Genomic DNA, 12,500 nt, shown 5'->3' on the forward strand with positions numbered 1-12,500 from the left:
TGAGGGCAGGTTTGTCTGCCCCTGCCATCACCCTTCCGGCGCTGCGCGCCTCCCTCCCTCTCCCGATAGGAGAGGGAATATTTCCCCGATTCGCTCCCCGCCCTTCCCCATGATAGGCTCCCTCCCCGACCGGCCCGCGCCGGCGCATGAGGAGAGGGCCTGATGCAGCAATTGAGCGCGCAGGATGCGTCGTTCGTCTATCTCGAGACTCCGCACACCCCGATGCATATCGGATCGGTCGGCATCTACGATCCGTCGACCGCGCCCGGCGGGTTCGTGCGGTTCAAGGACATCCTCCGCTTCATTGCCAGCCGGCTGCAAGGCGCGCGCAGTTTCCGCCAGCGGCTGGTCCGCGTGCCGTTCGATGTCGACCATCCCTATTGGATCGAGGATCCCGAATTCGACCTCGAATTCCATGTCCGCCACATTGCGCTGCCCAAGCCCGGCGACTGGCGTCAGCTCTGCATCCAGGTCGCGCGGCTCCATGCACGCCCGCTCGATCTGTCGAAACCCTTGTGGGAATTCACCGTGGTCGAGGGGCTCGACAATATCCCCGGTTTGCCGCCCGGCTGCTTCGCACTCGTCTCCAAGGTCCATCACGCGGCGATCGACGGCATGTCGGGAGTCGAGATGTCGGCCGCGGTCCACGATCTCGATCCGTTGATGGCAGAACCCGACAAGCCCGACACCTGGCAACCCGAGAACATGCCGCGCGTCGCCGATCTGCTGACCCGCAGCTATTTCAACAATCTGCTCCAGCCGATGCGCATCGCCGAGACGATCGGGCGGTCGCTGCCCGGCATGGCCAAGCTCGCGGTGCAGGCGGGCAAAGGCGACGTCAGCCTCAAGAACTCGCGCGCGGCGCCGAAGACGCGGTTCAACGGCAAGGTCGGCGCGCATCGCGTGTGGGACGCGGTGCCGTTCAAGCTGGCCGAGGTGCGCGCGGTCAAGGACGTGGTGCCAAACGCCACGGTCAACGACGTCATCCTGACCGTGGTTGGGGGAGCGCTGCGCGCGTACCTGCTCGATAAGGGCGAATTGCCCAAGGAGACGCTGACCGCGATGGCGCCGATCTCCGTGCGGCAGGAAGGCGAGAAGGCAGCGCTCGGCAATCTCGTCTCGGCGATGGTCGTCGGACTCGGCACGCAGATCGCCGATCCGCTCGAACGGCTGCGCTTCGTCCATGGCGAGGCGGTCAATTCGAAGGCGATGACCAATGCGGTGGGCGCGCGGACCCTGGCCGATTATTCGAAACTGATCCCGTCGGGCCTCGCCGGGCTCGGCGCGCGGCTCTATACCCGCGTCGGGGCGGCAAACATGCACGCGCCGGCATTCAACTGCGTCGTGACCAACATTCCCGGTCCGCGCGTGCCGCTCTATTTCTGCGGCGCCAAGATGCTGGCGATGTACGGAACGGCACCGGTGTTCGACAGCATGGGGCTGATCAACCCGGTCTATTCGTACGGCGACACGATCGCGGTGTCGTTCACCGCCGACCGCGACATGCTGCCCGACCCGGACAATTACGCGAAGGCGCTGCGGGAGTCGTTCGAGGCATTGAAAGCCGCGACGACGCAACCGGGCGCCAAGCCGGCGAACGAGAACAAGCCTGCGCCCAAACCCCGCGCAGCGGCGAAGCCGCGCACGGCAGCCAGGCCCAAAACCCCTGCCAAACCCGCCGCAAAGCGGACACCTGTCAAAGGAGCTAAATGATGGCGAAGAAGGTCAAGGACGCGATCGACAAGGGTACCAAGCGCGCCAAGGACGCGACGGACAAGGCCGCCGCGGCGACCAAGAAGGCCACCGACCGCGCCGCGAAAGCTACGAAAGACGCCACCGACAAAGTCGCCGGCAGTGCCAAGACTGCCGCCGATCGTGTCGAGGGGGCGCGCGAGAACCTCAAGAAATCGGGCGAGAAGATCAAAGCCTCAGGCGAGAAGATCGCCAAGCAGGGCTCAGCGGTCAGCATGAAGATGATCGAGCATGCAGAGGAGAACACCCGACAGGCGTTCGCCGCGATGCGCGCGGCGGCAGGGGCCAAGAGCCCCGCTGAAGTGGCGAAGATTCAGGGCGAGTATCTCAAGCAACAGGGCGCGCGGTCGCTGGCGCATGCGCGTGAGGTCGGCGAGTTGATCCTGCGGTTCGGGCGGGATGCCGTGGGGGAAGGGAAGAAGTAAGGCGGCGATGTAAAAAAGCCCCTCCCCTTCAGGGGAGGGGTTGGGGTGGGGGACTCGATGGCCACCGAGGCCGAACTTCTGAGGCGCGCTCACGAAATGCGCCGCAACCCGACCGAGCCGAAAAGCGGCTGTGGCGGTCCCTGTCCAACGGACACTCAACGGTTTCAAATTTCGCCGGCAGCATGTCGTGTTCGAAGCTCAGGCGATTGTCGACTTCTTCTGTCCTGCGATTGGTCTGTGCGTCGAGGTCGACGGTGACACCCATGACGATCGGAGCGATGCTTCTCGCGATGCACGGCTGAAGGCTCTGGGATTTACAGTCATTCGGTTCGGAAATGCCGATGTTATGTCGAACATCGACGGCGTCGCTTGGCAGCTTCTCGATACTGCGAGTTCATTGCCTGGGCGCTGGCCGGGAAGAGTTACTCCCCCACCCCAACCCCTCCCCTGAAGGGGAGGGGCTTTCTCCATGTCTTACTGTCAGGCGTGCCCCGCAGACGGATATACCAGCGCCCGCAACCCCGTCCGTTCGAACGGATGCCAGTCATCCTCGGCCTGCGCCAAGCGGTCCGCCACCGCGTAGAGCACGCTGGCGTTGATCCCCAGGCCGCAATGGCTGCCGTACACCTCGATATTGTCGCTGGTGGGCCCGACTTCCTCGCAGCAATTCTGCCAGGCGACCACACCGTCGGCGCGCGAATAGATCGCGGTCGAGGGGACCGGCGGCGGTGCGGAAACCTCGCTCAACTGCGACTTGGTATGGGCGTCGTCGACCTTCTGCCCGGTGAACATTTCATAGGCGCGCCAGACGTTCGACGCTTTAGGACTGCCCGAAAAGGGCGAGCCGAGCGTGATGACCTGTCGCACCGCATGGGGGATACGCTTGGCGACCAGCCGCGCCATTACCCCGCCCAGGCTCCAGCCGACCAGACTGACCTTCTTGCCGGTCGCTTCATGCACTTCGAGGATGCGCGCGATCAGCTTCTCGCCCTGATGGCCGATCGCCTTGGGTCCAAGGTTGCGGCCGAGTTCCCAGGCATGCGCGTCATAGCCCTGTCCATTGAGGAAGCCGCGAAGGATTGTGGTCGAGCGATCGCTGGTGACGAATCCCGGCAGCACCAACACCGGATGGCCATCGCCACGCGGGGCGGTCGCGAGCAGCGGGGCGGCCCAGGGCAGCGCGCCGAGCTCGACGAGCGCGCGGGGTAATTCGGTCAGCGCGAGCAGCGCCGAGGGCGCCTTGGTCTGGGTTTCGGTGTGTGACATGTTGTTTTTCATCCGGCACCTACGCGCCGCCCCCTCATTCGATCCCCGTCGCGGCATGGAGCGCCGCCACCCTTGCAGCGTCGTAGCTCAGGATCGCGACATCGTGGCTGCGGCCATCGGTCCCGCGGACCTGATCCTTGAGCATCGCTTCGGCGCGGAATCCGACGCCTTCGAACAAAGCGATCGACCCGGTCTGATCGACCGTCATTCGCGCGACCAATTTGGTCAGCCCACGATCCTTGGCGATCATGAAGACACCCTGGAGCAGATCGCTGCCCAGCCCCGCGCCGCGCCGTCCGGGCGCGACCAACAACCGCACTTCGCCGACATGCGCGCTCCAGCTCAGCGGGTCGCGGACCAGCGCAGCGGTGGCGACGATCTGCCCGCCATCCTCGGCGATCAGGCTGTCGATCTCGCCTTCCTCGATCGCCTTGAGCCAGGCCGCGACCACGCGCGGTTCGCGCACATCGCGGCTAAGGAACAGCAGATCGTGCTCGGGCAGCGAGCGGGCAAAGCCGACCATCGCCTCGGCGTCGTCGGAACGGAAGCGGCGGATGGCATGGCTCATATCGATCGCACTCCCAGCCACTCCACCAGATTGGGCCACAACCGCTTGATCGCATTGCCGCCGGCGACCAGGCTGACATGCCCGCCCTTCAACACGATCTCGTTCTTGTCCTTCGATCCGACCATCCCGATCAGCGGCGCCGAGGCGGCGGTCGGGACGATATGGTCGTGCTCGGCGGCGACATGGAGGAACGGCACAGTGATATTGCCGAGATCGACGCGGCGGCCGCCGACCTCGAGCGCACCCTCGATCAACTCGTTGCCCCACATCAGTTTCTTGGTGGTCTGTCGGAAATACTCGCCCGCTAAGGGCAGGATATCGGCCGACCAACGATCGAACATGCGATACGACTTCACGAAATCGTCGTTCCACAGATTGTCGTAGAGCCGGATGCTGCCCGCTGCGCGCTGACCGGGGCGCAACATGTCGAACGCGGTGTAGAGATAGTCGCCGGGGCAATTGCCGAACGTGTCGACCAGCCGATCGACGTCGAAGAAACGGCGATCCGCCCAGCTCTGGAACATCTCCATCCTGGAGAAGTCGACCGGGGTGGTGAAGGTGACCAGATTGGCCAGCCCGTCGTCGGGGTGAAGCGCGGCCCACAGCAATGACAACACGCCGCCGAAGCAATAAGCGACAACCGTGACGTCGTCCTCGCTCGTCTCCTCCTTCACCCGCGCGACGGCGGCCGGGAGGAAGTCGAGCACATAGCTTTCGAGACTGAGACTGCGCTCGTCGGCACGCGGCGCGTCCCAGTCGAGCATGAATACGTCGAAGCCGGCGTCGAGCAGATATTCGACCAGGCTCTGGCCCGGCACCATATCGAAGATGTAGCCGCGGTTGGTCGTCGCCATCACCAGCAGCAACGGCACGCGGTACACGTCGTCGGTACGCGGATGATAATGATAGAGCCGCATCGTGCCGCGTTCGATCAGCACATCCTTGGGCGTCGCGCCGAGCGTCGGGCCGCTGGTCTGGAAGTATTCGAGTCCTTTGAGATTGCGCTGCATCGCGCGTTCGAACTCGCGGGCGGCGCCGTCGGCGAGGTCGAAGGCCGCGCTGGCCACTTACTTGTGCTCCTGCGAAAGCAGGAGCCTAGGGCCCCAAGCGATTCGCCCGTTACCCTGGATTCCTGCGTTCGCAGGAATACGGACGACGGTCGCGGTCAGCTCTTTTTCTCTGGCGGCTTGCGCGTGCGGCTAGGTTTGGGCCGCGCAGGTCGCTCGGCCTTGCCACCGAGTGCAGCTTCTATCCGAGCAAGCTGGTCCTCGATCCGCCCCAAGCGCCCCGACAGATCCTCGATCTCGGTACGGCTCGGCATATTGGCGGCAGCAAGCGCGCGGGTCATCATCGCGCTGATCGCTTCCTGCGTGCTCATCGTCGCAGCAGTGGCGCCGTGCATCGCACGGGCGAATTCGTCGGATCGGGCGAAGTCGCCCCCGACCTTGTTGGCCATCTTCTCCCATTCGCCCAGCATGTCGCGAAAGAACGCGGCCGGATCGGTATTTGTCATGGCGTCATCCTGAGTCGGGCTGCCGATTACGTCAAGCGAGCATTTGCTGCGGGTTGAGGCGCAGCATCGCCAACTCCCCTCCCTGCAAGGGAGGGGTCGGGGGTGGGTGCGACCGAAGGGAACTCGCTGCGCTCGCCACCCACCCCTAACCCCTCCCTTACAGGGAGGGGAATATCGAGTCACTTCGGGCAGGCCGCCCCACTCTCCACCCAAGCCTCTGTAAGCGCCCCGAACTCGGCCTGCGTCCCCGGCGCGGGGACACGGCCCGGCCCCGGCTTCCAGCCCCAGCCGACCAGATCGTCCTTGCCGTTATGGTCGATCAGTTGTTCGAGGCTGAGCCCGCCATTCTTGGTCCGATCCTTGATCACGGCGCAGATCTGGCCAAGCGTCAGCCCCTGCCAGGCCATGCTGCGCGGCGCCAAATGCCATTTGGGATTGCCCGGCACCGATCCGCCGCCATTGCCAAACGCGGCGTTGCGTGGGCCATGGCACGTCGCGCATTCCATCCCCGCCGCGCCGAACCCATCGGGCCCGCGCGTCACGGGTGGCGAATGGAGCAGCATCGCATCACCCTGGGTCGGGCTGTCGGTGCGCGGATGGCAATTGAGGCAGCGCGGCGACATCAGCACCTTGCCCATCTCGGTGAAGATCGCGGTCGAGCGCGCGTTGCGGTCGGCGATGCCGGCGAACGCGCTGGCGGGTTTCAGCCCAGATGCCTCACCGCCATGCGCGATCGACAGCGGCAGGATGATGACCGAGGCGACGAGCGCGATAACGCCGAACCGCGGGAGCGAGATCATGCCCATCCTCATGCTTTGCCTCCCAAGGTCGCGAGGTTGGAGGGATGGGCAAAGGGCAGCCGTTCGACCACCTTGCCGGTCAGCCGGCGCCAGGCATTGGCCACCGCGGGCGCGGCCGGCGGCAAACCGGGCTCGCCGATCCCGGTCGGGTCGGCGGTCGACTTGATAATCGCGACCTCGACGTCGGGCATCTCGCCGATCCGCAGGGATCGATAAGTGTCGAAATTCGACTGCTGCACCACCCCGCCCTCACCCAAGGTGATCTCGGCATAAAGCGCATGACCCAGGCCATAGCCGATCCCGCCTTCGACTTGCGCGCGCATGACATTGGGGTTGATCGGCACGCCGCAATCGATCGCCGCCCAGATCTTGTGGACCTTGGGCAAGCCGTCGGCACCGGCCGACACTTCGGCGATCTGCGCGACGTACGACCCGAAGCTCTTGTGGAAAGCGACGCCGCGCGCACGGCCCGATTTGGCGGTCAGCCCGCCGGCAAGCTCGGCGACGCGCCTGAGCACGGTTTTCGCGCGCTCCTCCTTCATCAGCGCGAGCCGCGCCCGGATGGGGTCCTGTTTGCCGAGCTCGATCAGCCGGTCGAGGAATGTCTCCATCACATAAGCGGTGTGGGTGTTGCCGACCGAACGCCACCACAGGGTCGGCACGCCATTCTTCATCACGTTCACGCCGACGCGGTAATTGGGGAAGCCATAGGCCGATTTGGTCAGCCCTTCGACCATCGCCTCGTCGAACGGTTCCTTGGCGTCGAAGAAAGGCGTGCCGATCATGAACGACTGGCCGGTGGTGATCGCATCGAGCGCGACGATCGCGCCCTTGGCATCGATCCCACCGCGCAGCTTGTGGACCATCAGCGGGCGATAGCGGCCGCCGGTAATGTCGTTCTCGCGCGTCCACATATGCTTGACCGCTCGGGTGCCCCCAAGCGCCTTGACCGCTTGGGCGGATTCGACCGCATGGCCCATGTCGGGAGTCGCGCGACGGCCGAAGCTGCCGCCCGCATATTGTTCGTGGAGCGTCATGCCCTCGAACGGCACGCCGAGCACGCCTGCCACCGCGCGCGTGTCACCGACCTGGAACTGGCTGCCGCACCAGAAATCGGCGCCGCCCGTCTTGGGCTCGATTACCGAATCCATCGGCTCCATCGGCGCGTGCGCCAGGAACGGAAAGATATAGGTCGCCTCGATCGTCTTGGCGGCACCGGCCAGCGCCTTGGCCGCGTCGCCATCGGCCTCGCACTGCGTGCCCGGATTTGTCGCCTGCGCCAGATAGTCGCGCAGCATCGCCTCGGTCGATCGCGTCTCGGCCTGGCTCAGATCCCAGTCGACTTTGAGCGCGTTGCGGCCCTTCATCGCCGCATAAGTGTCCTTGGCATAGACCACCACGCCTTGCGGGATCGGCTTGACCGCGACCACGCCGGGCACCGCCAGCGCCGCCTTGTCGTCGACCGCCTTGACCTTGCCGCCGAACGCGGGCGGGTGCTGGATCACCGAGACCACCATGTTGGGGCGCTTGATGTCCATCGTGAACTGCGCCGCGCCGGTCGACTTGATCAGGCTGTCGATCTTGGGAACGTCGGTGCCGATCAATGTCCACTGCTCGGGCGTCTTGAGAACCGGCTTGTCGGGCACCGGCATCGTCGCCGCGGTGGCAGCGAGATCGCCGAAACTCGCTTTCTTCGCGCCATGGCTGACGACGCCCCTGGCGACCTTGACCTCGCTCGCCGGTACGTTCCAGGTCTTGGCGGCGGCGGCGACCAGCATCGCGCGCGCCGCGGCGCCCGCATTGCGCATCTGCATCCAGCTATTGGCCATCGCCGTCGAGCCGCCCGTGCCCATCGTGCCGAAAGCGAGATTCTTGTAAAGCGGGTCGTTGGCCGGCGCGAATTCGACGCGCATCTGCGCCCAATCGGCATCCATCTCATCGGCGACGATCGTCGTCAGCCCGGTGGCCGGCCCCTGGCCGAACTCGACATGCTTGATCACTACACTGACCGTGTTGTCGGGCAGCACCCGCACGAAGGCATTGGGAGCGAAGGTCGGCCCAGCCGGCGCCATCGCCTTGGCGCCCCGCATCGGCAGCACCAGCCCGAGCACCAGGCCGGACCCGGCAAGGAACTGGCGACGATCGGTCGCGACGGCGGTCATGCTGACACCTTCGCGTTGGCCGCGTCCTTGATCGCCTGACGGATGCGGACATAGGTCGCGCAACGGCAGATATTGCCCGCCATGCCGGCGTCGATATCGGCATCGGTTGGCTTTGGCTTCTGCTTGAGCAGCCCGATCGCGCTCATCACCTGGCCCGATTGGCAGAAACCGCATTGCGGCACATCGATCGCGACCCAGGCTTTTTGCACCGCCTCAGCCACGGGACCGGAAACGCCCTCGATCGTCGTCACCGTCTTGCCGGCGACGGTGTCGATCGGCGTCACGCACGAGCGCCGGTTCTTGCCGTCGAGATGGACGGTGCAGGCGCCGCATTGCGCGATGCCGCAGCCATATTTGGTACCGGTCAAACCGGCATGATCGCGGATCACCCAGAGCAACGGCGTGTCGGGATCGCCGTCGAACGACATGTGCTTGCCGTTGAGGAGGAATTCGACCGCCATGCCAGCGTCTCCTTGGTGTTCGCTGGAGAATGCTAACCTCGTGACGACGTGCCGCCAAGCGTAACCTGTTTTTAGGTCCCCACCGCTAAGCCGGACGGCCATGGTTCAACTTCGCTATCCGCTGGTCGACCCCAATCCGCCGCGTCTCAGCGAGCATCTCGACGTGCTGACGCGCGTCGAGCAATCGGGAATTTATTCGAACAACGGGCCGGAACTTCGCGCGTTCGAGGCGGAATCGACCGATCGCCTGTTTGGCGGCCAGGGCGCGTGTCTCGGCGTGGCCAACGCGACTTTGGGGCTGATGCTCGCAATCCGCCAGGCAGCGGGGCGCGAGCGCGGCGCGGGCAAGCTCGCCCTGATGCCTGCCTTCACGTTCGCCGCGACCGCACAGGCTGCCGAATGGTGCGGACTGACCCCGCTGCTCGCCGATATCGACCCGGACGACTGGTCGATGTGCCCCGCCGCCGAGGAGCGGCTGCTCCAGAAACATGCCGGACAGATTGCGGTCGTGGTGCCCTATGCGACGTTCGGCAATGCGATAGACCTGGACCGCTACGCCTGGATCATGCAGCGGCACCAGGTCGGCGTGGTCGTGGATGCCGCCGCCTCGCTCGGAACGATCGATGCCGAGGGTCAGGGGTTCGGCGCGGGCGCGCCCTTCCCGATCGTCTATTCGCTGCACGCGACCAAGACGTTCGCGGTCGCCGAGGGTGGGTTGATCCATTGCGGCGACCCGGCCCTGATCCGCGAGCTGCGCGAGATGGCCAATTTCGGTTTCGCCGGCAGCCGCTCGGCGGCCATGCCGGGAATGAACGCCAAGATGTCCGAATTGGTCGCGGCGATGGCGCGCCTCAAGCTCGCTCAATTGGACGACGTCGCCGCACGCCGCGCAGACATCGAAGCGAGCTATCGCGAAACGCTCGACGGCATGACCTTGCAGGCGATCGAGGGCAGGCGCCGCGCGTTCCAATTCATGCCGGCGCTGCTCCCCGACCGGATCGATCGCGACCGCTTCGTCGCCGCGCTGGCCGCGGACGGCATCGGCTGCGGCACCTATTTCAGCCCTCATCTCGGGCAGCAGGCGTGGATCCGCGATCATGCCGTTGTCGGTCCGACCCCGGCCGCCGACCATGTCGCCGACCGCATCGTCTCGCTCCCAATTTCCGATCGCATGACCGCGGCCGATGCGCGTCACATCTCGGCGCGGGCCAATGCCGCGATCCGCGCACGGGGCACACCCGCAAGCGCGCGCGACGTCGACGCGATGCTGATCGTCGGCGGCGGCCCGGCCGGGACCGCGCTTCTCACCGCCGCGTCGAAACAGGATCGTCTCGTTGCGCTTGCCCAGGCAGGCCTGACCCTGGTCGAACGCGACGATGCGCTCGGTGGCGGGCGGCTGGGGCAATATGCGATTTCGTCGGATTCGACCGCGGAGACCTTCTTGTCGGCGGTCAGGGACAATCCGCATCCGGAGATCGCCGCGCTGATCGATCATCCGGCGGCGCGGCAGGTCGCCAGGTTCGTCGACGCCCTCGGGGTACCGTTGGCTGACGCCGGTCCGTTGCTGCGCGTGACCGGCGACCGGCTCGGCGCGATCGTCGCAGCCAATGGCGGCAACGTCGCGACCGGGCATGAAGTGATCGAGGCGCGGCGCTCGCCGCAGGGCGGCTGGACCACGCGGCTGCGGCGGCTGGCCGACGGCAGCGAGAGCGAGCGGCGATCGCATAATATCGTGATTGCGACCGGCGGGCACCAACCGCTCGACGAGCTGGTGGCGCGCGATGTTGCCGGCGCGCCGTTGCACCGCCTTGCGGATTGTCGGCTGATCCAGTCCGACGAATTGCTCGCCTTGGGCGGGCTCGATCGCGCGGCCGATTTGCTGCGCAGCAAACGCAATCCAAAAGTCGCGGTCATCGGCGGCTCGACTAGCGCGCTCGCCAGCGTCGCGTTGCTGTTGCGTAGCCGTCCCGGGATCGCCTTCGGCGCCGGCGGCGTCACCCTACTCCATCGCTTGCCGCTGCGGCCATTCTACCATAGCGAAGCCGCGGCGCGGGCGGACAATTTCACCGATTTCGGCCCCGACGATATCTGTCCGGTCTCGGGATTCGTCTATCGCCTCGGTGGCTTTCGCCTGGAGGCCCGCGAACTCGTGCTGCGCATGCTACAGGTCGATGGCCGCGCGCCGGATCCCCGCGTTGCGGTCCATCGGATTGCGGACGACGATGTCGAGGCCCGGACGATCGTCGAGACTGCCGATCTGGTGATCGCCGCCTTGGGCTATCGCCCGCGCGCTTTGTCCCTGCTCGAAGCCGATGGCACGTCGATTGCGCTCGCGGCGCATGCCGGACGGCCGATGGTCGACCGCTATTGCCGCATCCTCGACGCTGACGAACAACCGATCCCCGGCGCATTCGGCATCGGGCTCGCGGCAGGGTTCGTGCCCTGGGGCCGGATGGGCGGCGAGGCGAGCTTCCGCGGTCAGGCCAACGGCCTGTGGCAATGGCAGAACGATGTCGGCCAGATGATCGTCGATCAGGTGTTGAGCGAGCGGCAAAGGGCGGTGGCATGAGCGCCCCGCACGCCAACCCGACCGTCAGCGTGGTGATGGCCGTCTATAACGGCGCGACGCTGATCGGCGAGACGCTCGACAGCCTATGGGCACAAAGCTTCGCCGATTTCGAAGTGATCGTAGTTGACGATTGCTCGACCGACGGCACGCTCGATTTGTTGCGCGCCTGCCGCGACCCACGGCTTAGGGTAATCGCGGCTGAGCAGAATGTCGGCCCGGTACGCAGCCGCAACCGCGCCTTCGCCGAGGCGGGCGGGCGCTATATTGCGGGGCTCGACCAAGACGACATCTGCCTGCCCGGCCGGTTCGCACGCCAGGTCGCGTTTCTCGACGCGCATCCCGACATCGCCTTGGTCGCAGCGAGCGCCGCGATCCTCGAGGACGGCGCGGTGACGTCGAGCATCAAGTCGCCGGTGACGACGCCGCGGCTGGTCGAATGGCTGTTATGGATCGAAAACCCGTTGGTCTGGTCGACCGTCATGCTGCGCCGCGACCGGCTTTCGCCCGATAGCGAGTTCACCCGACCCGATTATCTCTATGCCGAGGATTTCGACCTCTATCACCGCATGGCGCGCCAAGCCGGGATCGCGCGGATCGACGATCCGCTGCTGCTCTATCGCAAGCACGGCGGCGGCGCGTCGCAGCTTTATGCCGAGACGATGAGCAGCAACGCGTTGCGGGTGCTCGCGGAAAGCTACGCGGCCGAAGGGTTCGACGATGCCGAGGTTGGCGCCAAGCTGATCATCGAGCATGTGATGCGCGCCGTGCCCGTGCCGGACCGGGCGATGCTCGAGCGGCTGGGCCACACGATCGGCGCGCTGCAGGCGCATTTCATCGCCACGCGCGAGGTTGATGCGGAAAGCCTGAGGATGATCCGTTGGGAATCGGCGCTGCGCTGGGGCCGCGTGGTGCGCACAGGGCTCAAGGCCGGCACGATCGGGCTGATGGCGGCAATGGCGGTGCGGCCCGACCATCTCGGCCTGG

12 protein-coding genes (1 of these 12 running past the window's edge) are annotated in these 12,500 nt (G+C 65.9%); 5 read left to right on the top strand and 7 right to left on the bottom strand.

Translation table 11 applies throughout. From position 1 onward, the window contains the following. The first annotated feature begins 162 nt into the window (after positions 1-162). From SAS01S_RS00005 to SAS01S_RS22040, 3 genes are all read left to right on the top strand, one after another. Positions 163-1,713: a WS/DGAT/MGAT family O-acyltransferase gene (locus SAS01S_RS00005; protein WP_066802906.1), complete on the top strand. Its 1,551-nt coding sequence runs from the start codon at positions 163-165 to the stop codon at positions 1,711-1,713. Next, positions 1,713-2,177 carry a phasin family protein gene (locus SAS01S_RS22035; RefSeq protein ID WP_084238339.1) on the top strand — a complete coding sequence of 155 codons (465 nt, stop codon included), beginning with the start codon at positions 1,713-1,715 and terminating at the stop codon, positions 2,175-2,177. Before SAS01S_RS00005 ends, SAS01S_RS22035 begins: the two co-directional genes overlap by 1 nt. Before the next feature lie 187 nt (positions 2,178-2,364). Further along, the gene (locus SAS01S_RS22040) at positions 2,365-2,628 is read left to right on the top strand and encodes an endonuclease domain-containing protein (RefSeq protein WP_245656694.1); all 264 of its coding nucleotides are present in this window, start codon (positions 2,365-2,367) and stop codon (positions 2,626-2,628) included. Positions 2,629-2,657: 29 nt separating this feature from the next. On the opposite strand, the gene SAS01S_RS00015 is transcribed toward SAS01S_RS22040, so the two are convergent. From SAS01S_RS00015 to SAS01S_RS00045, 7 genes are all read right to left on the bottom strand, one after another. Continuing rightward, a complete protein-coding gene (locus SAS01S_RS00015; protein ID WP_066803140.1) occupies positions 2,658-3,443 on the bottom strand; it encodes an esterase/lipase family protein in 786 nt (261 codons plus the stop codon). Positions 3,444-3,477: 34 nt separating this feature from the next. Then, a complete protein-coding gene (locus tag SAS01S_RS00020; RefSeq protein ID WP_066802908.1) occupies positions 3,478-4,011 on the bottom strand; it encodes a GNAT family N-acetyltransferase in 534 nt (177 codons plus the stop codon). Continuing rightward, on the bottom strand, positions 4,008-5,078 hold the full coding sequence (locus SAS01S_RS00025) for a PHA/PHB synthase family protein (RefSeq protein WP_066802912.1): 1,071 nt from the start codon (positions 5,076-5,078) through the stop codon (positions 4,008-4,010). Before SAS01S_RS00025 ends, SAS01S_RS00020 begins: the two co-directional genes overlap by 4 nt. A gap of 98 nt (positions 5,079-5,176) precedes the next feature. After that, entirely contained in the window at positions 5,177-5,524 is a 348-nt protein-coding gene (locus SAS01S_RS00030; RefSeq protein ID WP_066802915.1) for a poly(R)-hydroxyalkanoic acid synthase subunit PhaE, read from the bottom strand. A 179-nt stretch (positions 5,525-5,703) separates the two neighbouring features. Further along, positions 5,704-6,324 carry an Isoquinoline 1-oxidoreductase subunit gene (locus tag SAS01S_RS00035; protein ID WP_066803143.1) on the bottom strand — a complete coding sequence of 207 codons (621 nt, stop codon included), beginning with the start codon at positions 6,322-6,324 and terminating at the stop codon, positions 5,704-5,706. An 8-nt stretch (positions 6,325-6,332) separates the two neighbouring features. Further along, positions 6,333-8,486: a xanthine dehydrogenase family protein molybdopterin-binding subunit gene (locus SAS01S_RS00040; protein ID WP_066802918.1), complete on the bottom strand. Its 2,154-nt coding sequence runs from the start codon at positions 8,484-8,486 to the stop codon at positions 6,333-6,335. Beyond that, positions 8,483-8,947 carry a (2Fe-2S)-binding protein gene (locus SAS01S_RS00045; RefSeq protein WP_066802921.1) on the bottom strand — a complete coding sequence of 155 codons (465 nt, stop codon included), beginning with the start codon at positions 8,945-8,947 and terminating at the stop codon, positions 8,483-8,485. Before SAS01S_RS00045 ends, SAS01S_RS00040 begins: the two co-directional genes overlap by 4 nt. A 100-nt stretch (positions 8,948-9,047) precedes the next feature. On the opposite strand from SAS01S_RS00045, the gene SAS01S_RS00050 reads away from it, so the two are divergent. Both SAS01S_RS00050 and SAS01S_RS00055 read left to right on the top strand, forming a co-directional pair. Next, positions 9,048-11,516 carry an aminotransferase class I/II-fold pyridoxal phosphate-dependent enzyme gene (locus SAS01S_RS00050; protein ID WP_066802923.1) on the top strand — a complete coding sequence of 823 codons (2,469 nt, stop codon included), beginning with the start codon at positions 9,048-9,050 and terminating at the stop codon, positions 11,514-11,516. Beyond that, positions 11,513-12,500, top strand: partial view of a glycosyltransferase family 2 protein gene (locus SAS01S_RS00055; protein WP_066802925.1) — the 5' portion only. The gene runs 83 nt beyond the window's last position; only the first 988 of its 1,071 coding nucleotides appear in the window; the start codon lies at positions 11,513-11,515; its stop codon lies off the right edge, out of view. Before SAS01S_RS00050 ends, SAS01S_RS00055 begins: the two co-directional genes overlap by 4 nt.

This window comes from Sphingomonas asaccharolytica NBRC 15499 (genome assembly GCF_001598355.1).
In the GTDB taxonomy this organism is placed as follows: Bacteria; Pseudomonadota; Alphaproteobacteria; order Sphingomonadales; family Sphingomonadaceae; genus Sphingomonas; species Sphingomonas asaccharolytica.

Coding starts and splice junctions, on each gene's coding strand:
- SAS01S_RS00005 (WP_066802906.1), top strand. CDS start 163: ATGCAGCAATTGAGCGCGCAGGATGCGTCGTTCGTCTATCTCGAGACT.
- SAS01S_RS22035 (WP_084238339.1), top strand. CDS start 1,713: ATGGCGAAGAAGGTCAAGGACGCGATCGACAAGGGTACCAAGCGCGCC.
- SAS01S_RS00015 (WP_066803140.1), bottom strand. CDS start 3,443: ATGTCACACACCGAAACCCAGACCAAGGCGCCCTCGGCGCTGCTCGCG.
- SAS01S_RS00020 (WP_066802908.1), bottom strand. CDS start 4,011: ATGAGCCATGCCATCCGCCGCTTCCGTTCCGACGACGCCGAGGCGATG.
- SAS01S_RS00030 (WP_066802915.1), bottom strand. CDS start 5,524: ATGACAAATACCGATCCGGCCGCGTTCTTTCGCGACATGCTGGGCGAA.
- SAS01S_RS00035 (WP_066803143.1), bottom strand. CDS start 6,324: ATGATCTCGCTCCCGCGGTTCGGCGTTATCGCGCTCGTCGCCTCGGTC.
- SAS01S_RS00040 (WP_066802918.1), bottom strand. CDS start 8,486: ATGACCGCCGTCGCGACCGATCGTCGCCAGTTCCTTGCCGGGTCCGGC.
- SAS01S_RS00045 (WP_066802921.1), bottom strand. CDS start 8,947: ATGGCGGTCGAATTCCTCCTCAACGGCAAGCACATGTCGTTCGACGGC.
- SAS01S_RS00050 (WP_066802923.1), top strand. CDS start 9,048: ATGGTTCAACTTCGCTATCCGCTGGTCGACCCCAATCCGCCGCGTCTC.